The sequence below is a fragment of the Jatrophihabitans lederbergiae genome (genome assembly GCF_031845305.1).
In the GTDB taxonomy this organism is placed as follows: Bacteria; Actinomycetota; Actinomycetes; order Mycobacteriales; family Jatrophihabitantaceae; genus Jatrophihabitans_A; species Jatrophihabitans_A lederbergiae.
This window is the reverse complement of record NZ_JAVREH010000001.1, coordinates 154,342-177,972: the sequence shown is the minus strand read 5'-3', so window position 1 is coordinate 177,972 and position 23,631 is coordinate 154,342. Positions and strand designations below refer to the sequence as shown.

Annotated in this window: 19 protein-coding genes and 1 pseudogene; 2 read left to right on the top strand and 18 right to left on the bottom strand. The window is 70.8% G+C overall.

Translation table 11 applies throughout. The features are described 5' to 3' along the window. Positions 1 to 21: 21 nt before the first annotated feature. Genes RM423_RS00810 through RM423_RS00800 form a run of 3 tightly spaced genes read right to left on the bottom strand, consistent with a single transcriptional unit; the run spans position 22 to position 4,014 of the window. Positions 22 to 2,343: a [protein-PII] uridylyltransferase gene (locus tag RM423_RS00810; RefSeq protein ID WP_311421086.1), complete on the bottom strand. Its 2,322-nt coding sequence runs from the start codon at positions 2,341 to 2,343 to the stop codon at positions 22 to 24. Further along, positions 2,327 to 2,665, bottom strand: a complete 339-nt coding sequence (locus tag RM423_RS00805) for a P-II family nitrogen regulator (RefSeq protein ID WP_311421085.1) — start codon at positions 2,663 to 2,665, stop codon at positions 2,327 to 2,329. Before RM423_RS00805 ends, RM423_RS00810 begins: the two co-directional genes overlap by 17 nt. Then, positions 2,662 to 4,014 carry an ammonium transporter gene (locus RM423_RS00800; protein WP_396327545.1) on the bottom strand — a complete coding sequence of 451 codons (1,353 nt, stop codon included), beginning with the start codon at positions 4,012 to 4,014 and terminating at the stop codon, positions 2,662 to 2,664. Before RM423_RS00800 ends, RM423_RS00805 begins: the two co-directional genes overlap by 4 nt. Before the next feature lie 166 nt (positions 4,015 to 4,180). Between RM423_RS00800 and pepN the strand changes: the two genes are divergently transcribed. Both pepN and RM423_RS00790 read left to right on the top strand, forming a co-directional pair. After that, complete coding sequence (gene pepN / locus RM423_RS00795) at positions 4,181 to 6,667, top strand: aminopeptidase N (RefSeq protein ID WP_311421083.1); 2,487 nt, start codon at positions 4,181 to 4,183, stop codon at positions 6,665 to 6,667. 24 nt (positions 6,668 to 6,691) lie between these two features. Next, positions 6,692 to 7,066 (top strand): VOC family protein, encoded by a 375-nt coding sequence (locus RM423_RS00790; RefSeq protein WP_311421082.1) that lies wholly within the window; start codon positions 6,692 to 6,694, stop codon positions 7,064 to 7,066. A 43-nt stretch (positions 7,067 to 7,109) separates the two neighbouring features. Here RM423_RS00790 and RM423_RS00785 read toward each other — a convergent pair whose 3' ends face one another. From RM423_RS00785 to RM423_RS00715, 15 genes and pseudogenes are all read right to left on the bottom strand, one after another. After that, the gene (locus RM423_RS00785; protein WP_311421081.1) at positions 7,110 to 8,288 is read right to left on the bottom strand and encodes a glycine C-acetyltransferase; all 1,179 of its coding nucleotides are present in this window, start codon (positions 8,286 to 8,288) and stop codon (positions 7,110 to 7,112) included. 55 nt (positions 8,289 to 8,343) lie between these two features. Next, entirely contained in the window at positions 8,344 to 9,387 is a 1,044-nt protein-coding gene (gene tdh, locus RM423_RS00780; protein WP_311421080.1) for an L-threonine 3-dehydrogenase, read from the bottom strand. A 113-nt stretch (positions 9,388 to 9,500) separates the two neighbouring features. Next, on the bottom strand, positions 9,501 to 10,709 hold the full coding sequence (gene ftsY, locus RM423_RS00775; RefSeq protein WP_311421079.1) for a signal recognition particle-docking protein FtsY: 1,209 nt from the start codon (positions 10,707 to 10,709) through the stop codon (positions 9,501 to 9,503). A 12-nt stretch (positions 10,710 to 10,721) separates the two neighbouring features. Next, positions 10,722 to 14,444, bottom strand: a complete 3,723-nt coding sequence (gene smc, locus RM423_RS00770) for a chromosome segregation protein SMC (RefSeq protein WP_311421078.1) — start codon at positions 14,442 to 14,444, stop codon at positions 10,722 to 10,724. Between the two features lie 100 nt (positions 14,445 to 14,544). After that, the gene (locus RM423_RS00765) at positions 14,545 to 14,733 is read right to left on the bottom strand and encodes a hypothetical protein (RefSeq protein ID WP_311421077.1); all 189 of its coding nucleotides are present in this window, start codon (positions 14,731 to 14,733) and stop codon (positions 14,545 to 14,547) included. Between the two features lie 197 nt (positions 14,734 to 14,930). Next, positions 14,931 to 15,071: pseudogene (locus RM423_RS00760) on the bottom strand (acylphosphatase); the annotation flags it as partial. 6 nt (positions 15,072 to 15,077) lie between these two features. After that, positions 15,078 to 15,953 (bottom strand): bifunctional DNA-formamidopyrimidine glycosylase/DNA-(apurinic or apyrimidinic site) lyase, encoded by an 876-nt coding sequence (gene mutM, locus RM423_RS00755; RefSeq protein ID WP_311421075.1) that lies wholly within the window; start codon positions 15,951 to 15,953, stop codon positions 15,078 to 15,080. Continuing rightward, the gene (gene rnc / locus RM423_RS00750) at positions 15,954 to 16,691 is read right to left on the bottom strand and encodes a ribonuclease III (RefSeq protein ID WP_396327544.1); all 738 of its coding nucleotides are present in this window, start codon (positions 16,689 to 16,691) and stop codon (positions 15,954 to 15,956) included. A gap of 110 nt (positions 16,692 to 16,801) precedes the next feature. Beyond that, positions 16,802 to 16,981 carry a 50S ribosomal protein L32 gene (gene rpmF / locus RM423_RS00745; RefSeq protein ID WP_311421073.1) on the bottom strand — a complete coding sequence of 60 codons (180 nt, stop codon included), beginning with the start codon at positions 16,979 to 16,981 and terminating at the stop codon, positions 16,802 to 16,804. Between the two features lie 5 nt (positions 16,982 to 16,986). Beyond that, the gene (locus RM423_RS00740; protein WP_311421072.1) at positions 16,987 to 17,562 is read right to left on the bottom strand and encodes a YceD family protein; all 576 of its coding nucleotides are present in this window, start codon (positions 17,560 to 17,562) and stop codon (positions 16,987 to 16,989) included. 217 nt (positions 17,563 to 17,779) lie between these two features. Beyond that, positions 17,780 to 18,409 carry a hypothetical protein gene (locus tag RM423_RS00735; RefSeq protein WP_311421071.1) on the bottom strand — a complete coding sequence of 210 codons (630 nt, stop codon included), beginning with the start codon at positions 18,407 to 18,409 and terminating at the stop codon, positions 17,780 to 17,782. Next, entirely contained in the window at positions 18,406 to 18,939 is a 534-nt protein-coding gene (gene coaD / locus RM423_RS00730; protein WP_311421070.1) for a pantetheine-phosphate adenylyltransferase, read from the bottom strand. The genes RM423_RS00735 and coaD overlap by 4 nt, the downstream gene beginning before the upstream one ends. Positions 18,940 to 18,997: 58 nt before the next feature. Then, positions 18,998 to 19,555: a 16S rRNA (guanine(966)-N(2))-methyltransferase RsmD gene (gene rsmD / locus RM423_RS00725; RefSeq protein ID WP_311421069.1), complete on the bottom strand. Its 558-nt coding sequence runs from the start codon at positions 19,553 to 19,555 to the stop codon at positions 18,998 to 19,000. Between the two features lie 82 nt (positions 19,556 to 19,637). After that, positions 19,638 to 21,800 carry an ATP-dependent DNA helicase RecG gene (gene recG / locus RM423_RS00720; RefSeq protein ID WP_311421068.1) on the bottom strand — a complete coding sequence of 721 codons (2,163 nt, stop codon included), beginning with the start codon at positions 21,798 to 21,800 and terminating at the stop codon, positions 19,638 to 19,640. Positions 21,801 to 21,832: 32 nt separating this feature from the next. Continuing rightward, a complete protein-coding gene (locus RM423_RS00715; protein WP_311421067.1) occupies positions 21,833 to 23,602 on the bottom strand; it encodes a DAK2 domain-containing protein in 1,770 nt (589 codons plus the stop codon). Positions 23,603 to 23,631: the final 29 nt, after the last annotated feature.

Below are 23,631 nucleotides of genomic sequence, written 5' to 3'. Positions count from 1 at the left end.
GTCAAGGCTGCCCGCCGAACGTCAACCGGCCAGCGCCGCGGTGATTCGCTCCCCCGCTTCGGCCTGGTGGTTCTCGGACAACGGCTTGCCGTCCGGGTCGGTCAGGTAGAAGGCATCCACCACGTGCGCCCCGAAGGATGAGATCCTGGCGGATCGGATGTCCAGGCCCAGCAGCTCCACCGCGGCCGTCACCCGGTGCAGCAGCCCGATGGCGTCCGGCGCGCGAACCTCCAGGACGGTCGCGTCCGTGGCCTCGTCGTCGAACCACAGCAGCCGTGGCGGGCTGGGGTCGGTACCGCCGCGGCGGTAGGTCGACTCCTTGGCCCGCAGCCGCTCCTCCAGTGGCAGCGTCCTGGCGAGGATGCGGCGCAGGTCGGCGTTGAGCAGCGCGGGGTCCGGCAGCTCGCCGAACCGGGGCGACACCGAGAACCGGTTCACCGCCATGCCCTCGACCGTTCGCACGTCGGCGGCCTGGACGTCGAGGGAGTGCAGGGCCAGCAGCCCGGAGGCGCTGGACAGCAGGCCGGGCTGGTCGGGTGCGACCACGATGACGTCGGAGCCCTCGACGGCCACCCGCGTCTCGCCGCGCCGGGCCAGTTCCAGCACGGCCGCCGACGGCGGCTCGGGGGTCGGTACCGGCTCTCCGTCCAAGACCTTATGGGTGGAGCGGACCAGCTGGAAGACCAGCGAGGCCTTCCAGTCGCTCCACGCCGCCGGCCCGGTTGCCAGCGCGTCGGCGACGGTCAGGTGATGCAGCAGGTCGAGCAGCTCGGTGGAGCCCTCGATGGCGGACACCACGATGTGGATGGTGGACGGGTCGTCGAGGTCGCGGCGGGTGGCGGTGTCGGGCAGCAGCAGGTGGTGCCGGGTCAGCGCGGCGATGGTGGCGCAGTCCTTGGTGTTGAAGCCCATCCGCGCCGCGATGGTGGCCGCGAGCCGGGCACCGACGATCGAGTGGTCGCCGGGATAGCCCTTGCCGATGTCGTGCAGCAGGGCACCGACCAGCAGCAGGTCCGGCCGGGCCACCTCGGCGGTCAGCGCACCGGCCCGCACGGCCGTCTCGATCAGGTGCCGGTCGACGGTGAACAGGTGCACCGGATTGTGCTGCGCCTTGAACCGCACCCGCTCCCATTCCGGCAGCAGCCGGCTGAGCATGCCGTGCTGGTCCAGCGCCTCCAGCGGCGAGATCGCCCGCTCGCCCGCTCCCAGCAGGCCGATGAACTCCGCGCGGGCCGCGGCGGGCCAGGGGTGCGGCATCGGAGCGCCCTCGGTGGCCAGCCGCGTCAGCGCGTACGTCGAGATGGGCAGGTCCGTCGCGGCGGCGGCCCGCGCCACCCGCAGTACCAGCACCGGATCGGCCCAGGGGTCGGCGTCCCGCGCCAGCACCACCTCACCGCCCTGGGCGACGACGTCCTTGGCCAGCGGCACCCGGACGGACGGGTCCGGCAGGCCCCGCTGAGCCGGAACGGGCCGCAGCCGGCGCAGCAGGGAGCGACCCGACGGGGCCTCCGCCGCGGCGACCCGGCGCCAAGCCACGTCCGTGGCGAAGGCCAGCGTGCGGGCGGACTCGTTCACCGCCCGCAGCACCTCGTCCGGACCGCTCATCCCCAGCCGCCGGGCGACCGCCGCCCGGTCCTGACCCCGCAGCACGTCGGCCGCGCGCCCTGCTATCCGGTGCAGCTCGCCCCGGACGTCCAGCAGCAGGGCGCTCGCCCGCGTCACCGGCGGCGTCAGATCCACCAGTTGGGCCGAGGCGAGTGCGCGTAGTCCCACCCAATCACGCAACCCGCCCCGGCAGTCCTTGAGGTCCGGCTCCAGCAGGAAGGACGCGTCTCCGCGAACCCGCCACCTGCTCCGAGCCAGTTCCCGCAGTTCGGCCATCCGCGAGGGCGCCGACCGCCGCCATCGCGAGAGAACCTGTTCACGCAGCAATCCGGTCAGGGCCGGATCGCCCGCGAGATGCCGGGCGTCGAGCATGCCCAGCATCGCCTTTCCGTCCTCGGCCGCCACCGCGACAGCCTGGTCCACCGTGCGAACCGAGTGGTCCAGCCCGATTCCCGAATCCCACACCGGGTACCAGATCCGGTCCGCTATCTCGGCCAGGTCGGACACCTTGCCGTTGTGCAGCAACACCAGATCGGCGTCGCCGTACGGAGCCGGCTCGCGCCGTCCCAGTCCCCCGACAGCCATCAGGGCTACCCCGTCGACGTCTGCCAGCAACCCTGCCAGCCAGCCGTCGTACAGCTCGGTGAGGGCCACTCGCAACGGCGCGCCTACCAGATCCACCCGGGCCAGGAGTTCGGTCCGGGACGACCTGATGGACCGCTCAGAGGGCGTCTGCATCCCGTTCGCCAGTCCGCACCCGCACCACGGTGTCGACCTCGGTGATCCAGACCTTCCCGTCACCGATCTTGCCGGTGCGGGCCGCCTCGACCACCGCGTCGGCGACCTTGAGGGCGTCGGAGGTATCGACCAGCACCTCGACCCGAACCTTCGGAACCAGGTCGACGGTGTACTCCGCGCCCCGGTAGACCTCGGTGTGACCGCGCTGGCGGCCGAAGCCGGAGACCTCGCTGACCGTCAGTCCCTGGACGCCCAGGTTCTCCAGGGCCACCTTGACCTCTTCCAGCTTGAACGGCTTGATGATCGCTGTCACGAGCTTCATGCCTGAACACTCTCCTTCGACGCGGCCGCTGCGGGCACGTAATGGCCGCTGCCGGAGCCGGCCAGCGGGCCGAAGTCGTACGCGGTCTCACCGTGGATGGAGAGGTCGATACCGGTGATCTCGTCCTCCTCGGTGACCCGGGTCCGCATCACCAGACCGATGACCTTGGCGATGAGGAACGTACCGACGAAGGAGAACACGGTCACCACCGCGGCTGCCTCGGCCTGGTGCAGCAACAGGCTCCAGCCGCCCCACTTGCCGCCGCCGTGGTAGAAGATGCCGTTGTTGGCAAGGGGGTTGGTGCCCGAGGTGGAGAAGAAGCCGACGCACAGGGTGCCGATCCAGCCACCCACGAAGTGCACGCCCACCACGTCGAGCGAGTCGTCGTAGCCCAACCTGTTCTTCAGGCCGATGGCGAAGGCGCAGCCCACTCCGGCCAGCAGGCCGATGAACAGCGCGCCGGTGACGCTGACGAAGCCGGCGCACGGGGTGATCGCGACCAGGCCGGCCACGGCGCCCGAGGCGGCACCCAGCGCGGTCGACTTGCCGTAGCGAAGCTTCTCCACGATCAGCCAGCCGAGCATGGCGGTGGCGGTCGCGGTGTTGGTGTTCATCCAGGCGTAGCCGGCCAGGCCGTTGGCCGCCAGCGCCGATCCGGCGTTGAACCCGAACCAGCCGAACCAGAGCAGCCCGGCGCCGAGCATCACGAACGGGATGTTGTGCCCGCGCATGTTCTCCTTCGGCCACCCGCGCCGCTTGCCCAGCACCAGGGCCATGGCCAGGCCCGCGGCGCCGGCGTTGATGTGCACGACGGTTCCGCCGGCGAAGTCCTCGGCGAAGAACTTGCCGGCCGGGCGCAGCGACTGGTTGAGAAAGCCGTAGCCGTTGAACACCCAATGCGCGACCGGGGCGTAGATCAGGATCGACCAGGCCGACACGAAGGCGATGAACGCCCCGAACTTCCACCGGTCCGCGGTCGAACCGGTGATCAGGGCCGGCGTGATGATCGCGAAGGTGAGCTGGAAGGCCACGAACACGATGGTCGGCATCGTCTGGGCCGTGCCCAGCGTCGGCACCACGTCGTTGATGTGGTGCATCAGGACGTAGTGCAGGTCGCCGAGGTAGCGGCCGGTGCCGCCGAAGGCGAGGCTGAAACCGACGACCACCCAGGTGACGCTGACGATCGCCATGGCGGCGAAGTTCTGCATCAGCATGGCGAGGGTGTGCTTGGCCCGCACCATCCCGCCGTAGAAGAACGCGAGCGCCGGGGTCATCAGCAGGACGAGGGATGCCGACGCCAGGACCCAGGCGGTGTCGCCACCACTGAGGCTCTTCAGGTCGAACGGCACGTACGTGGGTGCGGCGAGGACGACGTGTGACAAGGGTCTGCCCTTCGGGTGGGATGGGTGGTGAGCCGCTCGCCGTTGAGCTCCGCTGGGAAGAGGATCAGGTCTCGCTGTTACACGGCGGCCCCAGCCATGTTTCGCGCAGATGAACGGGCGGTAGGTTGGCCGCATGCCCAGCCTCACCCGGATCGAAGCGGCCGGACGGGCCTCGCTGCTGACCGTGCACCACTACCGGATCGCCCTGGACCTGCCGACCACCGGGCCGGAGTTCGGCTGTGACACCACGATCCGGTTCGGCTGCGCGACGCCCGGGGCCAGCACGTTCCTGGACGTGCAGGCCGCCGGAATCGACAGTGTGGTGCTCAACGGCGTCGAGCTTGCGGTCGAGACGGTCGCGGGCGTGGTCGACGGCAGGCTGCGGCTGACCGACCTGCGCGCGGACAACGAGCTGCGGATCACCGCCCGGATGGCGTACTCCTCCGACGGCGAGGGGATGCACCGCCACGTCGACCCCGCCGACGGACTGGTCTACCTGTACGCGATGTCCTTCCTCGACGCCGGCCCCCGTTGGTTCCCGTGCTTCGACCAACCCGACCTCAAGGCCGGCTACGACCTCGAGGTGCGCTGCCCGGCGGAGTGGACGGTGCTCGGCAACGGCGCGGCCACCGAGGTCGAGCCGGGATTCTGGCGGCTGGCGACCACCCGGCCGCTGTCGACGTACTTCGTCACGCTGGTGGCCGGCCCGTACCACTCGGTGCGCACCGTCCACGACGGCGTGCCGCTCGGCCTGCACGCCCGGGCCTCGCTCGCCGCGGCGCTGGACGCCGAGGCCGCCGACATGCTGGAGGTCACCCGGCGTTTCCTGGACCGCTATCACGACCTGTTCGGCATCCGGTACCCCTTCGGCGAGTACCACCAGGCCTTCGTCCCGGACTTCAACGCCGGGGCGATGGAGAATCCCGGCTGCGTCACCTTCCGCGACCAGTACGTGTTCCGCTCCGCCGCCACGTCCGGTGAGCGTGGCGTGCGGGCGGCGACGATCGCCCACGAGATGGCACACATGTGGTTCGGCGACCTGGTCACCATGCGCTGGTGGGACGACCTCTGGCTCAACGAGTCCTTCGCCGAGTACCTGGCCTACCGGGTGTGCTCGGAGGTCACCGACTACCCCGCGTGGACCGACTTCGGAATCCAGCGCAAGAGCTGGGGCCATGTCGCCGACCAGTCCCCCTCGACGCATCCGGTGGCGGGCAACGGCTCCGACGACGCGGCGTCGGCGCTGGCGGACTTTGACGGCATCTCCTACGCCAAGGGCGCGTCGGTGCTCAAGCAACTCGCCGCCCACGTCGGGGACGACGTCTTTCTCGGTGGCCTGCGCAGCTACTTCCAGCGGCACAGTTTCGGCAACGCCGAGTTGGCGGATCTGATCCGGGCCTGGACGGATGCCGGCGCCGTGGACCTGGACAACTGGGCGGTGCAGTGGCTGCGGACCACCGGCCTGGACACCCTCAGCGCCGAGGTCAGCGATTCGGCGGTGACCGTCACCCGCACCCCGCCGGATGACTCCCACCGCCCGCACACCGTCCGGGTCGCCGCCTACGACGGCGCCGGAGCGGTGATCGCCGAGCGGCCGGTCGCCCTCGACGGCATCTCCGTCAGCATGCCGGTGTTCGGACCGGTCCGGCTCGCGGTGCCGGACAGCGCCGACGACACCTGGGCCAAGATCCGGTTCGGCGGCGGCGACTGGGCACCGGTTGCCGAGCTGTTGCCCCGGATCGCCAACCCGCTCACCCGGGTGGTGCTGCACAACTCGATCCGCGACGCGGTGCGCGACGCCGACCTGGACCCGGCCGCGGCGCTTGACATGCTGCTGGACGCCATGCCCGCCGAGACCGTCCAGCCCGTGGCGACCGCGGCCCTGCAGTTCGCGACCGAGCAGCTCGCGGGCCCATACGCGCCACCGGCCGAGCGGGCACCACGCCGAGCCCGCATCGCCGGCGTGGCACGGGGCCTGTTGGCCGGTGCGGCTGCCGGCTCCGATGCTCAGCTGGGTGCTGCCCGGGCGTGGATCCGGGTCTGTGACGCCGGCGAGCCGCTGCGGCACTGGCTGGACGGGCAGGACGTGCCAGCAGGCCTGGTGATCGACGCCGAGCTCCGCTGGTTGCTGGTGATCCGGCTGGCCGCACTCGGCGAGCTGAGCGGGGCCGACATCGACGCCGAACTCGACCGGGACAAGTGCACCTCCGGTGTTCTGCACGCGACCCGGGCCAGAGCCGGCCTGCCGACCGCCGGGGCCAAGGCGGCCGCCTGGCGGATGCTCGTCGAGCCGAGCGACGTCCCTGCCTACGAGCTCTACGCCACGGCCGCGGGATTCTTCGACGCCCGCCGTCCGGACCTCACCGACCCCTATGTGGCGCGGTTCTTCGACGAGATGCCGGCCACCGCGCGGCACCGGCACGGCTGGGCGCTGGCGCACGTCGTCCTGGCGGCCTTTCCTTCCGCCGCCGCCTCGCCGGACGTACTGACGCTCGCGGACGTAGCCATCGCACGCCCCGGCCTGGACCCGGCCGTGCGCCGGTCGTTCGTGGACGGGGCCGACCCGCTGCGCCGGGCGATCGCTTCACTGAACCGTTATGGCAGGGTGCCCAAGCCCTGAGCGACCGGACGCTAGGGTCCCCCCATGACTGAGATGAGCGTTCGCGGCTTGACGATTGCCGTGCATGCCGGACACCGCGACGAGGCTCTGGCCTTCTATTGCGCCCTGATCGGCCGCGACCCCGATCTGGGACCGGACCCGGACTTCTACGAGTGGGAGATCTCGCCGGGTGCCTGGCTGCAGCTGGCCACCGGCCGCACCGCGATCACCCCGTCCTCGTTCCGGCTCCGGTTGCAGGTCGAGAGCATCGACAGCTCGGTGAAGATCCTGCGTGGCAAGGGCTTCGAGCCCAGTGCCGTCAAGCGACTGCCCGGGCTGGTGGCCTTCTCGAACCTGACCGACCCGTGGGGCAACCCGCTGGGCCTGTACGAGGACCTGGGCGTCGTTCCGGGGGTATAGCTCAGGCAACTTCAGCTCAGACCGCTCAGACGGCGCGGCCGACTCAGGCAGCCTTGGCCCGTCCGGCGATGAAAGCCTGAACACAGGCCTCGATGTCCTCGCTGGTGTGGGCCGCCGACAACTGGACCCTGATCCGGGCCTTGCCCTGCGGCACCACCGGATAGCTGAACGCGATGACGTAGACGCCCTCCGCGAGCATCGCGTCCGCGACCCGGGCCGCCAGCGCCGCGTCGCCGAACATCACCGGGATGATCGGGTGCTGGCCATCCAGCAGGTCGAAGCCCTCTTCGGTCATCCGGCGCCGGAACAGCTCGGCATTGCGCCGCAGCGCCTGGCGTCCCTCGCCGCTGGTGGCGACCAGGTCCAGTGCCGCCAGGGTGCCCGCGACGACGGCCGGAGCCACGCTGTTGGAGAAGAGATAGGGCCGCGAGCGCTGGCGCAGCAGCGCGACGATCTCGGCATGGGAGCTGACGTAGCCCCCGGATGCGCCGCCCAGGGCCTTGCCGAAGGTGCCGGTGAGGATGTCGACCCGGTTCAGAACACCGGCCTGTTCGGGAGTGCCGCGTCCGTGCTCACCGAGAAAGCCGACGGCGTGCGAGTCGTCCACCATCACCAGCGCGTCGTGGCGCTCGGCCAGGTCGCAGATCTCGGCCAGCGGCGCGAGGTAGCCGTCCATCGAGAAGACCCCGTCGGTGACGATCACCCGCTGCCGCGCCCCGGACGCGGCGACCAGCTGTGCCTCCAGGTCGGCCATGTCCCGATTGCGGTAGCGGTAGCGCTGGGCCTTGGACAGCCGGATGCCGTCGATGATCGAGGCGTGGTTCAGCTCGTCGGAGACGATGGCGTCCTCGGCCGAGAACAGCGTCTCGAACACTCCACCGTTGGCGTCGAAGCACGACGAGTACAGGATCGTGTCCTCGGTGCCCAGGAACTCCGCCATCCGCCGCTCCAGCTCGACGTGCTGGGTCTGGGTGCCACAGATGAACCGCACGCTCGCCAGGCCGAAGCCCCAGTCGTCCAGGGCGTCCTTGGCGGCGCGCAGGATGTCGGGGTGATCGGCCAGCCCGAGGTAGTTGTTGGCGCAGAAGTTCAACACCTCGCCACCGCCGGCGACGATGTGCGAGGACTGCGGCGAACCGATCTGGCGTTCGCTCTTGAACAGGCCGGCGTCGCGGATCTCCTCCAGCGTCGTGGCCAGGCGCTGCTGCATGCTGCCGTACATCTGTAGCTCCCTGCTGTGGATCTTCTTGGAAAACGGGCGGGTCTGCCAGGGCGGGTCAGACGTGGGACCAGTCGAGGACGACCTTGCCACCGGTTCCGGCCCGGGCGGTCGCGAAGCCGGCGGCCCAGTCGGCGGCATCGTAGCGGTCGGTCACCACGGCGGTCACCGCGCGCTGGAGCTCGGCGCCGGATTGCAGCATCGCGCTCATCGCGTACCAGGTCTCGAACATCTCACGGCCGTAGATGCCCTTGACCGTCAGCATGTGGGTGACGACCTTGGCCCAGTCCACCGAGATCGGCTCGCTGGGCAGCCCCAGCATGGCGATCTGGCCGCCGTGATTCATGTTGGCGATCATGTCGGGCAGGGCACTCGGGTGACCGGACATTTCCAGGCCGACGTCAAAGCCCTCGCGCATCCCGAGCTCGGCCTGCGCGTCAGCGATCGTGGAGGTGGCGACGTTGACGGCCAGATCGGCACCCATGGTCCGCGCCAGTTGCAGCCGGGGCTCGCTGACGTCGGTGACCACCACGAACCGGGCGCCGACGTGCCTGGCGATCGCGGCCGCCATCAACCCGATCGGGCCGGCCCCGGTGATCAGCACGTCCTCGCCGACGAGCGGAAAGCTCAGCGCGGTGTGGGTGGCATTGCCGAACGGGTCGAAGATCGCGCCGAGGTCGGGATCGATCTCGCTCTGGTGGACCCAGACGTTGCGCTCCGGAATGACCACGTACTCGGCGAAGGCCCCGTCGCGGTGGACGCCGACACTGAGCGTCCGGATGCACATCTGGCGTCGGCCCGCGCGGCAGTTGCGGCAGGTACCGCACACGATGTGCCCCTCGCCGGAGACCTGGTCGCCCACCTGCACGTCACGGACGTCCGCACCGAGTTCGACCACCTCGCCGTAGAACTCGTGGCCGGGGATCAGCGGTGTCCGGATCTCGCTCTGCGCCCAGGCGTCCCACGACTGGATGTGCAGGTCGGTACCGCACAGGCCGGTCCGCAGCACCCGGATCTTCACCTCGCCGGCGGTGGGCTCCGGCTCCGGCCGGTCCACGAACTCGAACCCTGGCTGGGCTGCCGCCTTGAACAGCGCCTTCATGACTGGAATGCCTTTCTCGAGCTGCTCCTGCCGGACACCGGCGCCCGTTCCGTTGCGGGGAACCGTGCAAAGCTTGCCAGATCGGTCCACTCGACGTTATTCAGGCAGTGCCGTCAGCCGAGCAGGGCGTCGACGAACTCGACGGGGTCGAACGGGGCCAGGTCATCGGCTCCCTCACCGAGGCCGATCAGCTTCACCGGCACGCCCAGCTCGCGCTGCACGCTGATGACGATGCCGCCCTTCGCGGTGCCGTCGAGCTTGGTGAGCACCACGCCGGTCACGTCCGCGACCTCGGTGAACACCCGGGCCTGGGTCAGCCCGTTCTGGCCGGTGGTGGCGTCGAGCACCAGCAGCGTCTCGTCGATGGGGCCGTGCTTCTCGATCACGCGCTTGAGCTTGCCGAGCTCGTCCATCAGCCCCACCTTGGTGTGTAGCCGGCCTGCGGTGTCGATGAGCACCGTGTCGACACCGCGCTCGCGACCCACCCGGACCGCGTCGAACGCCACGCTGGCCGGATCGCCGCCCTCGGGGCCGCGGATGGTGTCGGCCCCCACCCGGGCACCCCAGGTCTGCAGCTGGTCCGCCGCCGCAGCGCGGAAGGTGTCGGCGGCACCGAGCAGCACCGTCCGACCGTCGGCCACCAGCACCCGGGCGAGCTTGCCGCAGGTGGTGGTCTTGCCGGTGCCGTTCACGCCGACGACCAGGACGACGGAGGGCTGATCGGTGCTGGGGATGGTGCGCAGGGTGCGGTCGAGTTCGGGCTGCAGGGCGGTGACCAGCTCCTCGGCGAGCAGCGAGCGGAGCTGGGCGGGGTCGCGGGTGCCCAGCACCTGGGTCCGGTTGCGCAACCGCTCCACGATCTCGGTCGTCGGGCGGATGCCGACGTCGGCGGTGAGCAGCGCCTCTTCGATCTCTTCCCAGGCATCCTCGTCGAGCCGGTCCCGGGCGAGCACGCTCAGCAGGCCACGGCCCAGCGATGTCTGCGAGCGGGCCAGCCGGGCGCGCAGCCGCTGCATCCGGCCGGCGGTGGGCTCGGGAACGTCCAGTTCCGGCACGTCGAGCTGGGGCGCCGTGGAAACGGGCGGGACCAGGGCATCGGCTTCCACCGACGGCTGGACGTCGGGCACACCCGGCGGCTGCAGCAACGGCGGGCGGGTGCCGACGGCGGTGGCTCCCCCGGAGCTGCCGCCGCGCTCGTCGAGCGGTGGCACGGTCGGCGGCGCGATCTCGCGGTTGCGCCGGGCCCTCGGGAACACCAGGCCGACGAGGGCGCCGACCGCGACAACGACAATGGCGATCGAGATCAGGAGAAATTCAAGCACCTGACCAGTCTCTCAGTCCGCGGCGACTCCGCCAGCCACCGGCACCGGTCCGATCACCGAATCGGGCTGGTCGCTGGGGGCCGGGAGCGGGGCAGCCGTACGCGGGGCGTCGTCGGAGCTGTCGCGCAGCCGCTGGCTGATCACCTGGGTGATGCCGTCCCCGCGCATGGTCACTCCGTACAGCGCGTCGGCCACCTCCATCGTCCGCTTCTGGTGGGTGATCACGATGAGCTGGCTGCTGGTCCGCAGCTCGCCGATCAGGCCGACGAGCCGGCCGAGGTTGACGTCGTCCAGCGCCGCCTCGACCTCGTCCAGCACGTAGAAGGGGCTGGGACGGGCCCGGAAGATCGCGACCAGCATGGCCACGGCCGTGAGCGACCGCTCACCACCGGACAGCAGCGACAGCCGCTTGACCTTCTTGCCCGGCGGACGGGCCTCCACTTCGATGCCGGTCGTCAGCATGTCGTCCGGTTCGGTCAGGATCAGCTTTCCCTCACCGCCCGGGAACAGCGTGCGGAACACGATATCGAACTCGCGCGCAACATCGTGATAAGCGGCGGTGAAGACCTCCAGGATGCGGTCGTCCACCTCTTTCACCACCGTCAGCAGGTCGCGGCGGGTGTTCTTGAGGTCCTCCAGCTGGGTCGCCAGGAACTGGTGGCGCTCCTCCAGCGCGGCGAACTCCTCCAGCGCCAGCGGGTTGACCTTGCCCAGCAGGGCGAGGTCGCGTTCGGCGCGGCCGGCGCGCTTCTCCTGGCTGCGGCGATCGAACGGCCCCGGCTGCGGCACCAGCACCTGTTCACCGCGCTGCTTGGCCTGCTCGTACTCGGCGACCTCCGCCGACGACGGCGGCACCGGCTGGTCAGTGCCGTAGTCGGCGAGCAGTGCGGACACCTCGATGCCGAACTCGTCGGCGGCGCGGGCCTCCAGCTGCTCGATCCGCAGCCGCTGCTCGGCGCGGGCGACCTCGTCCCGGTGCACGGCGTCGGTCAGCTTGGCCAGTTGCAACCCGAGCTCCCGGACGGCCGCGCGGGCCCCGGACAGCGTGGCCTCGCGCTCGGCGCGGGCGGCCTGCAGCAGTTCACGCTCGGCGGCGGCCAGGGCCACCGCCCGTTCCAGGTGCACCAGCGCCGTGCTCGCGGCGGCCTCGACAGCCTCGGCGACGACCGCGGCCCGCGCCCGACGCACCCGCGCGGCCTCCTGGCGGGCACGGACCTGGCGCTCGGACTGGGCGGCGCGCAGCAGCTGGTCCGCGCGGCCGGCCATCGCCCGGACCCGCTCCTCCTGGGTGCGTACGGTCAGCCGGGCGTCCATCTCGGCCTGGCGGGCCGCGGCCACCCGGGCCGCCCTGGCGTCGCGCTCCTCGACGGGTGGCTGCTCCTCGGTCGGCTCTGCCTCCGCCAGCCGCAGCCGTTCCGCCAGCTCGACGAGCCCGGCCAGGTCGGCGTCGCGGGCCTGCTCCGCGGCCAGCCGCGACTGGTCCAGGCGCTCCGCCTCGGCGGTCGCGGACCGCTCCGCCTGTGCCAGCTGGGCGAGCCGCTCCGCGACGGCGTTCAGCCTGGCGTCCGACTCGTTCAACGCGGTCAGGGTGCGGGCCACCTCGGCCGCTGTCGCCGTCGACCGGTCCCGGGCTCGGGCGACGTCGGCCTGCAGCCTGTCGCACTCCGCCGCGGCTGCGCCGGCCTTCTGCTCGGCCTCGTCCACGGCCGCCTGGATCTCGAGGACGCTGGGCGAGGACGCCGACCCGCCGATGGCCCAGTTGCGCCCCAGCACGTCCCCGCCCCGGGTCACCGCCCGGACGTCGGGATGGCTCTGGATCAACCGCTCGGCGTCGGAGAGCGAGTCCACCACGGCGATCCGGTCCAGCGCCGCGTGCACAGCGGTACGCAGGGCATCCGGCGCCGTGACCAGCCGCACCGCCCAGCGAGCGCCGGCGGGCAGCTGCGGCCAGCCGGCTGTGTCGACGGCTGTGTCGACGCCTGTGTCGACGCCTGTGTCGACGCCTGTGTCGACGGTGGAGGTTAGACCCGCGACGAGCAGGCCGGCCCGGCCCGCGTCGGCGTCCTTGAGCAGTCGGAGTGCGGCGCTGGCGTCGCCGGGCGAGCTGACCGCGACCGCGTCCGCGACCGCACCCAGCGCCGCGGTCAGGGCAGCCTCGGAACCGGCCTCCACACCGAGCAGCGCCGCCACGGAGCCGAGCACGCCCGGCAGTTGGGACGCCAGCAGCGCACCGGCGCCGTCCTTGGGGGTGAGTCCCATCGCCAGGGCGTCGCGGCGGGTCGTCCAGGTGGAGCGTTCCCGCTCGGCCTCGCGCTGTGCCTCGACCAGGCCGGTCAGCAGTTCAGTGGCCTCGTCGTGCTCGGCCAGGGCCGCCTCGTGCCGGCCGTCGAGGTCCACCTCGCCCTGGTCCAGCGCGCCGACCTCGCGCTGTGCCGTCACGAGCTCCGAACCGGCCGCGGCGGCGCGTTGCCTCGCGGCGTCGGCGGCCGCGCCGATCCGCGCGATCTCGTCCCCACCGGCCGAGGCCCGGCTGCGCAGGGCGTTCACCCGGCCGGCCAGCGTGGCCAGGCCCTCACGGCGATCGGCCACCGCCCGGGCCGCCGCCACCAGGGCGCGCTCGGCATCGGCCAGTTCGCGTTCGCCGGTCTGGCGGTCCTCCAGCGCGGCCTGCAGCGTCGACCGCGCCTCTTCCAGCTCGTCGGCCAGCGCCAGTTCGGTCTGGCGGATCTCGGCGGCCTCGTTCTCGAGCTCTTCCGGATCGCGACCACGGCGCTCCTCCTCCGGCGCCGCGGACAGGTGCCGGAGCCGTTCGGCGGCCAGCTTCTGGGTACCGCGGAAGCGCTCCTGCTGCGCCGAGAGCCGGAAGAACACCTCCTGCGCGGCGGTGACCGCGGGGGCATCGGTGGCCAGCGCGCGCTCCAGCTCGGATTCCGACACGGTGGCCGACCCGAGGGACTGCTCCACCTCGGCCCGGCGGGCGCGGATGGCGGTCTCGTCGGCGACCTCGGCCGCCACCGTGTCTCGCAGGGTGCTCAGGTCGTCGGCGAGCAGCCGCAGCCGGGAGTCGCGCAGTTCGGCCTGGACGCCGGCTGCCCGGCGCGCGACCTCGGCCTGCTTGCCGAGCGGCTTCAACTGGCGGCGGAGTTCGCCGGTGAGGTCCGTCAGCCGGGTGAGGTTGGCCTGCATCGAGTCGAGCTTGCGAAGCGCCTTCTCTTTGCGCTTGCGGTGCTTCAGGACGCCGGCTGCCTCTTCGATGAAGCCGCGCCGGTCCTCCGGACGCGCGGACAGGATCGAGTCGAGCTGGCCCTGGCCGACGATGACGTGCATCTCGCGGCCGATGCTGGAGTCCGACAGCAGCTCTTGAATGTCGAGCAGCCGCGCGCCCTCGCCGTTGATCTCGTACTCGCTGGCCCCGTCGCGGAACATCCGCCGGGTGATGGACACCTCGGCGTAATCGATCGGCAGCGCGCCGTCGGTGTTGTCGATGGTCAGCGTGACCTCGGCGCGGCCCAGTGGCGGACGACCCGCTGTTCCGGCGAAGATGACGTCTTCCATCTTGCCGCCGCGCAGCGCCTTGGCGCCCTGCTCCCCGAGCACCCAGGCGATCGCGTCGACCACGTTGGACTTGCCGGAGCCGTTGGGGCCGACGACCGCGGTGATCCCGGGCTCGAACCGCAGTGTGGTTGCCGAGGCGAAGGACTTGAAGCCCTTGAGGGTCAGCGACTTGAGGTGCACTCAGGCTCCGGACGTGGCTCGGCGACGATCTCTGACGACAGCGCCGGCCATCGGGCCGCGCGCCGGGAGAGAATCTACCGCCCCGAGCCGCCGGTGCGGCTTAGGCGAGCGCGGAGGCGTCCGAGGTGATGCGGTGCAGTTCGTCGAGCAGTTGCTCCGACTCGTGAGCTGCCCGCACGTCGGCGAGTTCAGCTTCGAGGTCGCGAACGCGGACCTTGAGCCGTGCGACCTCCGCAACGAGGTAGCGATCTGCGGAAGTGGGGAGATGACCCATCAGCGCCCTGGCCATGTGGCGACCTTTCACGGACTCCCGGCGCTCGTTCGGTGTAGGCCCGCGGCGACGTGGGTCGCATCGCGAGCGCCCGGCGAGCTGCCGGCGAAGAATTGACTTGGAGTTTTCATGGTCGCACCGCGGCGGCTGAGAAACAAATTCATCACGATCCTCAGGAGCTGGCAGGGTGGCCGCCGTTACCGCTCGACGAAACCGGCCAGGTTCGTCGCGCTCCCGACGAGCCCGAGTTCCAACGCCCGCGACCGGGTCCACCAGCGGAACCCGACGCCTTGCACCTGCCCGTGCACCCAGGCGGTCAGCCGAACCGGGGCCGCCGGCCTGTCTGGTTCCGTCATGACGCTTCACCTTCCGATGCTCTGCCCGCGCGGTGGCCGCTGGCAGTGGGGGCAGAAGTACGACGACCGGTTCATCCACTTGGTCCGGGCGATCGGCCGCCCGCAGCGAGCGCACGGCTTCCCCGCCCGGCCATAGGCGTTCAGCGACCGGTCGAAGTACCCGCTCTCGCCGTTGACGTTGACGTACAGGGCGTCGAAGGAGGTTCCGCCCGCCTTCACGGCGTCGGCGAAGACCACCCGCAGCTCGGCGAGCAGCGTGCGCAAGGCCGGCCGGGTCAGCGCGCTGGTGGGTCGGTCGCCGTGCAGCCGGGCGCGCCACAGCGCCTCGTCGGCGTAGATGTTGCCCACGCCGGAGATGGAGGTCTGGTCGAGCAGCACCCGCTTGATCGTGGTGTTACGGCGGCGGACGGACCGGATCCAGCCCTCGTCGTCGAAGTACGGATCGAGGGGGTCACGTGCAATGTGCGACACGCTCGCCGGAACCTGGGTGGGCCCGTCGGGCACCAGCTCGTCCAGGTGCAGGCCACCGAAGGTCCGCTGGTCGACGAAGCGGAGCTCGCGGCCGCCGTCGGTGAACGTTATGCGTCCGCGCAGGTGTGGCCCGGGTTCCGCCCCGCGCTCGAGTACCAGCAGTTGCCCGCTCATGCCCAGGTGGCCGATCAGGCAGAACGGGCCGTCGTCCAGCACCAGCCACAGGTACTTGCCGCGGCGCTCGGCCGAGCTGACGCGCCGACCCACCAGCCGCTCGGCCAGGTCGACCGGACCGGCCAGGTGCCGCCGGATCGCGCGCGGGTGCAAGGAGTCGACCTCGGCGATGGTGCGACCCACCACCCAGCGCGCCAGGCCCGCGCGGACGGTCTCGACCTCGGGAAGCTCAGGCACTCAGCCGGTTCCGCCGCCGCTGGCGGGAGTGTGAACAGGGCCGTCCTCGGCTCCCGCATCATCAGCGCCATCGGCACCCGCTGGATCAGCCGATTCGGCGGTGAGGACCTGCCACGCTGCCTCGGCCGCCGCCTGCTCGGCCTCTTTCTTGTTCCGACCCGGCCGGATGCCGTACGTCTGGCCGTCCACCACGGCGGCGGCGGTGAACTCCTTGGCGTGGTCGGGCCCCTCGGAGGTGATCACGTACTCGGGCACCCCGAGCCCGCGCACGGCGGTCAGCTCCTGCAGCGAGGTCTTCCAGTCCAGCGCGGCCCCGTAACCGGGCGCGGCGGCCAGCACCGGGTCGAACAGCCGGTGGATCACCTCACTGGCAACGCCGAGGCCGTGCTGCAGGTGTACCGCGCCGAGGATCGCTTCGAGGGTGTCCGCGAGGATCGAGGGCTTGTCCCGGCCACCGGTGGCGTCCTCGCCCCGGCCCAGCATGATGTATTTGCCGATGCCGTCCGGGCCGATGCCACGGGCGACCGACGCGAGCGCGCGCATGTTGACCACGGACGCGCGCAGCTTCGCGAGCTTGCCCTCGGCCAGCTCGGGGTGCTCCCGATAGAGCGCTTCGGTGATGACGACACCGAGCACCGAGTCGCCCAGGAACTCGAGCCGCTCGTTGTGCGGCAGGTCGCCGTTCTCGTACGCGTACGAGCGGTGCGTCAGGGCACGACGAAAGAGCTCGGCATCCATGTCGACACCGAGCTCCGCCGCCAATTCAGCAGGCTCCGCCGTCCTCGGCGGCCTGGAGGCCACGGTTACGAGGCCTGAGGTGCGGGTTGAGCGAGCAGCATGAGCGCTCGTCAGACCGACAGGACCTGCCGGCCGTCGTACTGGCCGCAGTTGGCGCACGCGGTGTGCAGCAGCTTCGGCTGACCGCACGCCCGGTTCGGGCAGGTCATCAAGTTGGGCGCGGTGGTCTTCCACTGCGAGCGTCGCGCCCGGGTGTTGGATCGCGACATTTTCCGCTTCGGCACGGCCACGGCGGTTACTCCTGACTCTGTGTGGTGCTGTCGGGGCTTTCGGACTCTTGTGCACCGAACCGCTCTGCGAGAGCAGCCCAGCGTGGGTCGAGCTGGGTGTGCGTGTGATCGGCCGGCAGGTCGTCGATCCGCTCCCCGCATTCGGGGCACAGACCGCCGCAGTCTGGACCGCACAGCGGGGTGAGCGGCAAGCTCAGCACCACCGCGTCACGCACCACCGGCTCGAGATCGAGGTAATCACCCTCGAGCCGGGCGACCTCATCCTCATCGGTGGTCTCGACCGTGATGCTGTTCGGGTAGGCGAACAGCTCGACGAACTCGACCTCTGATGTGTCGGTGAAGTGTGAGAGGCACCGCCCGCATTCGCCCTCGACCGGAGCGGTGACCGTACCTGTCGCCAGGACGCCTTCAGTCACCGATTCGAGCCGGACGTTGATGTCGAGCAGCGCGCCCTGAGGCACACCGATCATGTCCAGGCCAAGCTGTGCAGGCGCTTCAGCATCGCGGTGATAGTCGCGCTTCAAACCCGGGCGACGGCCGAGTTCCCGGGTATCCAGGACGAACGGGCTGCGCGGGTTCACTGACGACCTTCACTTGATGTGATGTGGAGCAGACTGTGGAGCTTGCTGATGGTGCTTGCCCAGAACATGGATTAGACCGTTGTCCAGACTACCTGAGCCCGTGCGGGCGCAGAAATTGGCTGGCCGCGTGCCCGCGCAACCGCCCGGAACGCTCGTGTCGGCTTGCGTGCTCCGCCGGCTTGCGTACTCCGATGGCTGGCCTGGTCGGTCGCTGGGCCTATTCCGGTGGAAGCAGCGCGTTCCGCCCGTTCTCGGCGGTGACCACGAGCCGCTGCAGGCTCTCGACCAGTTCCGACAGGGTCTTGTGGGCATAGCCCTGGGCATCCGAGCGCAGCCGCCCGGCGTACTCGTCGGCATCGGCGGTGACCCGTTCGGCGTACTCCTCCGCTGCCGCCCTGGTCTGGTCCGCGTACTCGTCGGTCGCCGTCCGAGTCTGCTCGGCGTGCTCCTCGGCGCTGGCACGGAGCCGGTCGGCCTCGACCAGTGCGGCCTGCTGCACGCTGCCGGCCGACACCAGCCGGGCCTGCTCCCGCTCCCCGGCCTCGACCAGCTCGCGGGCCTGGGCCTGCGACGCGGCCAGCAGCAGGTCGGCCTCTTCGCGCGCGGCGCGGAGCGCCTCATCCGCCCGCTCGCCGGCCTCGGCCAGGGTGCGGTGGCGCTCGGCGACGATGCGCCGGGACTCCATCAGCTCGGGAGGCAGCACCTCGCGCAGTGCGTCCAGCAGATCCAGCGTCCGCTCCCGCGGGATCACACAGGACGACGACATCGGCACCGACCGAGCTGTTTCCACCAGTTCGACCAGGTCGGTGAGAACCTCGTCCGCCCGTGCCAGCGTGTGGTCGGTCATCGCAGCTGACCGGAGTCTGCTCGCCGCGCCCGGGTCTGCTCCTCCAGCCGTTCCAGCAACCGCTTGTGAACCAGTTCGGGAAGCAGGCTGCTGACGTCCCCGCCGTAGGTGGCGATCTCTTTGACCAGGCTGGAGGCGAGGAAGCTGTACTCGGGATTGGTGGGCATGAAGAGCGTGTCCACGCCGGCAAGGCCGCGATTCATCTGCGCCATCTGCAACTCGTAGTCGAAGTCACTGACAGCCCGCAAGCCCTTGACGATCACCGGGATCTGCCGGGCCCGGCAGTACTCCACCAGCAGCCCGTGAAAGTAGTCGACCCGGACGTTGCCGTAGCTCTGGGTCACCTCGGTGAGCAGCGAGATCCGCTCCTCGACGGTGAACAGGCTGGACTTGCTCTTGTTGACGAGGACGGCCACCACGATCTCGTCGTAGAGGTCCGCGGCCCGGCTGATGATGTCGAGATGCCCGTTGGTGACCGGATCGAAGGAGCCCGGGCACACCGCGCGTCGGACTATGGACTCAGCGCTCATCGACACCTTCGAAAAGAGGCCACCCTGACAGGCGGCATCGCGATTTCGGTCACGTTGGCTACGCCCGGCGACCGTACCAAAGGCAACCCTCGCCGTACCGCCGTTGCTTGATGGCTTTTATCTCAGCCGGCCACTGCGGCTCGGGACCGCGGCACGACCGCTCGAGAACCACCACGCCCCCCGAGGACACCCAGCCGTTCTCCGAGAGCCGCTCCAGCACGGTGGCGATCACCGCGTCGGTCACGGCGTACGGCGGGTCCGCGAAGACCACGTCGAACGGATCTTCGGCACCGAGAGCCGCGAGGTAGGTGTCGACGCTGCAGCGGTGCACGGTCGCGCCCGGCAGGCCGACGGCCCGGACGTTGTCCTGCAGCACAGTCGCGGCCTTGCGTTCGGACTCCACGAACACGACCACTGCCGCGCCCCGTGACAGGGCCTCCAGGCCCACCGCCCCGGAGCCCGCGTACAGATCGAGGACCCGGGCACCGACGAGCTGCATCTCGGCGCGCAGGGTGTTGAACAGGCCCTCGCGTGCCCGGTCCGAGGTCGGCCGGGTACCGCGGGGGGGAACCGCGAGCCGTCGGCCCCTGGCCTCGCCACCCACGATCCGAGTCACGGATGTTGAGCGTAGTGGTCAGGCAGCGCTACGTCTCCGGTCACTTTCATCGAACTCACTACAGAGCCGCGGCCGGCTCGGGTCAGGACTTGTACAGGAAGTCTGCGCGGTCGGAGTCGAAGGAGTCCCACAGGAACTCCTGCAGCGGCAGGTGTGCGGCCAACGTCGGGTCGTCCTCGATGATCTGCCTGGCCTCGGCACGGGCCAACAGGATCAGCTTCTCGTCCTGCACCAGCGACAGCAGCTTGAGCCGGGACTTGCGGCCGGACTGCGCCGCGCCGAGCACGTCGCCCTCGCGGCGCTGCTTGAGGTCCAGCATCGCGAGCTCGAACCCGTCGGTGGTCTTGGCAACATCTTCCAGCCGGGTCAGCGAGGGATGCCCGAACGGCAGTTGGCTAAGCATCAGGCAGAGTCCCGGATGACCACCGCGGCCGATCCGGCCGCGCAGCTGGTGCAGTTGTGAGACCCCGAACCGATCGGCGTCCAGGATCACCATCAGCGAGGCGTTGGGAACGTTGATCCCGACCTCGATCACCGTGGTGGCGACCAGCACGTCCACCTCACCGGCCGCGAACCGCGCCATGGCGTCGTTCTTCTCGTCGGCATGCATCCGGCCGTGCAGCAGCGCCAGCCGGAGGTCCGCGAGCTGGTCGGCGGCCAGCTCGGCGTACGTCGCCAGCACCGACGCGGTCTGCACGGCCTGGTCGTCGGCCGCCGCACCGATGTCCTCGGCGTCCTCTTCTTCGCCGATCCGCGGGCAGACGAGAAACACCTGCCGGCCGACGGCGACCTCTTCGTGCACCCGCTGCCACACCCGGTCCAACCAGTCGGGCCGCTCGGTGACCGGGACGACATTGCTGGTGATCTCTTTGCGCCCGGCCGGCAACTCGTGCAACTCCGAGGTCTCGAGGTCACCGAAGACGGTCATCGCGACGGTGCGCGGGATCGGGGTCGCCGTCATGACGAGCATGTGCGGCGGCGCCGATGCCTTGCCGCGCAGGGCGTCGCGCTGCTCGACACCGAAGCGGTGCTGCTCGTCGATCACGACCAGGCCGAGGTCGGCGAACTGGACGGAGTCCTGGATGAGGGCATGGGTGCCGATCACGATGCCCGCGGCACCGGAGGCGGCGTCGAGCAGGGCGGCCCGGCGCGCGGGCGCCGACATGGAGCCGGTCAGCAGCACCACCTTGGTGCCCTGGTCGGAGCCGCCGAGCCGGCCCGCGTCGGCCAGGTCGCCCAGCAGCTCGGCCACCGTGGCCGCGTGCTGCGCCGCCAGCACCTCGGTCGGGGCCAGCAGAGCGGCCTGCGCGCCGGCGTCGACGACCTGCAACATGGCGCGCAGCGCGACGACGGTCTTGCCGGACCCGACCTCGCCCTGCAGCAGCCGGTGCATCGGGTGCTCGGCCGCGAGCTCGGCCTCGATGGTCGCCGCGATCTCAACCTGCTCGGCTGTAAAGGTGAACGGCAGCCGGTCGGCGAAGGCGTCGACCAGGCCACCGGCGACGCGCGGGCGCGAGACTGCCGGGTTGGCTGCCATGGCATGCCTGCGCTGGGCCAGTACCAGCTGCACTCCGAACGCCTCGTCGAAGGCCAGCCGCCGACGGGCCTGGTGATACTCGGCCATGGTCTCCGGACGGTGAATCCGGCGCAGTGCTGGGCCGAGTTCCATCAGCCCGGCGCGGGCCCGCAACTCCTCGGTCAGCGGGTCGCGCACCTCGTCCAGCTGGTCCAGCACCATCCGCACGCACCGGGCGATGGTCCACGAGGGCAGGCCGCTGGTGGCCGGATAGACCGGGATCAGCGCGCTGGCGAAGTCCTGGGCCTGCAGATCGTCCGCCTCGTCCATCAGGATGTAGTCGGGCGAGTTCAGCTGCAGCTTCGTGCGGAACCGGGTGACCTTGCCGGCGAACATCCCCTGCCTGCCAGGACGCAGCTCACGCTCGCGCCACTGCTGGTTGAAGAAGCTCAACGTCGCCTGGTGGCGGCCGGAGCGGATCACGACCTCGAGGATGCTCAGCCTGCGTCCGGGAATGCGCCGCATCGAGGCGGACTCGACCTCGGCCAGGACGGTGACCTCGTCCCCTTCGCTCAGCTGGGACAGGTCGGTGAGTTCGCCGCGTTCGTTGAAGCGACGCGGATAGTGCCGGAGCAGGTCGCCGGCTGTGCTGAGCTGGAGTCCCTTCTCGAAGGCCTGGCTGGTCTTGCCGCCCAGCACATCACGCAGCAGGGTGCTGGGAGTTGCCATGACCTTCACTGTGCCAGAAGCGGCCGACAGTTCTACTCGACCCCGATCAGGAGCGGAAAGTACGGTTGTCCGCCGCTGAACATGCTGATGTCCACCAGTGGGTGCGCCGCTCTGACGTGTCGCTCCAGCACGGCGGCCGCCTGTGCGGCCCCGGCGCCGGCGCCGGACACAACAGTCACCAGCTCCCCGCCCGCGGCGATCAGCCGGTTCACCAGGTCGATGGCGACCTCGGAGACGTCCGAGCCGATCCGGACCACCTCGCCATCGATCAGGCCGAGTACATCACCGGCCGCGCACCGCCCGGCGTAGGTGATCGACTCGCGGACAGCCAGCGTCACCTCGGCGAACCGGGTTGCCGCCGCCGCCTCGGCGAGCGCAATCACGTCGTCCTCGAAGCGGCGGTCCTCGTCGTGCACGGCCACCGCGGCCAGCCCCTGCAGCGGCGACTTGGTGGGCACCACCGCGACCTCGATGCCCTGCTCGCGGGCCTGCTCGGCGGCCAGCTCCGCCACTGCCCGGCCGGCGGCGGCGTTGGGAAGGAGGATCACCCGCGCGGCGTCGACCGCCAGAATGCCGGCCAACACCTCGGCCGTGGACGGGTTGTCGCCCAGACCGCCCTCGACGACCGCCACCCCTTCGGAGCGGAACAGGTCGCCGAGCTCCTCGCCGGGCGCGACCGCCACCATCGCGGTGCCGGTCCGCGAGCTCTCGGTGTGCCCGGCCGGGTGGCCCACGGGGTGGTCAGCGGGCCGGTGCGCCACGTGGTCGGGAATCTGGTCCGGGAGCTTGCCGGGGACTTGGTTGCGAACCTCATCGGAATGGCTGTCGGGATGCTTGCGGCGAAGCTTGCCGGGATGCTTGCCGGGAAGCTGGTTGGCGAGGCGGACGACGCTGATCCGGTGCGGCCTGCCGGCCTCGATACCTGCCTCGATCGCGGCGCCGACGTCGTTGACGTGCACATGGACGTTGAAGACGCCGTCCCCGGTGCCCACGACGGCCAGGGAGTCGCCGAGCTCGCCCAGTGCCTTCTTCAGCCGAGCGACGGACGGCTCGTCGGAGCGCAGCAGGTACTGGACCTCGTACTCCGGAGCAGCGGGCCCCGCCTCAGCACCCTGCGTTTGCGTCGGGCTCAGCGGACCGGTATCCACCGAGGCAGCACGGGCGGGCGCCTCACGACAGCGGACGGTGGCGGCGAGCGCGTCCAGCATCACGACCAGGCCCTGGCCGCCCGCGTCGACGACACCCGCCGCCGCGAGCACGTCCAGTTGCCCAGGCGTCCTGGCCAGCGCCGCGGTGGCGCCGTCGGCGGCGGCCGCGACGATGTCGGCCAGGCTGGCACCGGGCCGATCACAGGTTCGCCGAGACTCCTCCGCGGCGCACCTCAGCACCGACAGGATGGTTCCCTCGACGGGCTTGGCGACTGCCGCGTACGCCGACTCGCACGCCGCCTCCAGGGCTGCCGCGAGCTGCGCGCCGTCGGCCGAGGCCACATCGCCGAAGGCGTCTGCCATGCCGCGCAGGATCTGGGACACGATGACGCCGGAGTTGCCGCGCGCGCCCAGAACCGCGCCCTGGGCCATGGCCGCGAGGACCGCGCCGGCACCGGTGGAGCCATCGGCGAGGGCGTCGGACTCCAGGGCCTCGGCCGCGCTGCGCAACGTCAGATCCAGGTTGGTGCCGGTGTCGCCGTCCGGTATGGGATAGACGTTGAGCGCGTCGATCTCGGCGCGCCGCTCGGACAGGCCGGCCGCCGCGGCGCCACACCACCGCCGGATGGCCGAGGCGTCGAGCAACGAGAGCATCGAAGCTCCTTCCAGCCGTGTCGGTCGGG

Bases quoted from the DNA above. Each gene is read 5' to 3' on its own strand.
- recG (WP_311421068.1), bottom strand. From the start codon at position 21,800: ATGGCAACTCCCAGCACCCTGCTGCGTGATGTGCTGGGCGGCAAGACC.
- RM423_RS00805 (WP_311421085.1), bottom strand. From the start codon at position 2,665: ATGAAGCTCGTGACAGCGATCATCAAGCCGTTCAAGCTGGAAGAGGTC.
- RM423_RS00765 (WP_311421077.1), bottom strand. From the start codon at position 14,733: ATGGCCAGGGCGCTGATGGGTCATCTCCCCACTTCCGCAGATCGCTAC.
- rnc (WP_396327544.1), bottom strand. From the start codon at position 16,691: ATGGATGCCGAGCTCTTTCGTCGTGCCCTGACGCACCGCTCGTACGCG.
- RM423_RS00810 (WP_311421086.1), bottom strand. From the start codon at position 2,343: ATGCAGACGCCCTCTGAGCGGTCCATCAGGTCGTCCCGGACCGAACTC.
- RM423_RS00785 (WP_311421081.1), bottom strand. From the start codon at position 8,288: ATGTACGGCAGCATGCAGCAGCGCCTGGCCACGACGCTGGAGGAGATC.
- RM423_RS00735 (WP_311421071.1), bottom strand. From the start codon at position 18,409: ATGACCGACCACACGCTGGCACGGGCGGACGAGGTTCTCACCGACCTG.
- RM423_RS00715 (WP_311421067.1), bottom strand. From the start codon at position 23,602: ATGCTCTCGTTGCTCGACGCCTCGGCCATCCGGCGGTGGTGTGGCGCC.
- coaD (WP_311421070.1), bottom strand. From the start codon at position 18,939: ATGAGCGCTGAGTCCATAGTCCGACGCGCGGTGTGCCCGGGCTCCTTC.
- RM423_RS00790 (WP_311421082.1), top strand. From the start codon at position 6,692: ATGACTGAGATGAGCGTTCGCGGCTTGACGATTGCCGTGCATGCCGGA.
- tdh (WP_311421080.1), bottom strand. From the start codon at position 9,387: ATGAAGGCGCTGTTCAAGGCGGCAGCCCAGCCAGGGTTCGAGTTCGTG.
- pepN (WP_311421083.1), top strand. From the start codon at position 4,181: ATGCCCAGCCTCACCCGGATCGAAGCGGCCGGACGGGCCTCGCTGCTG.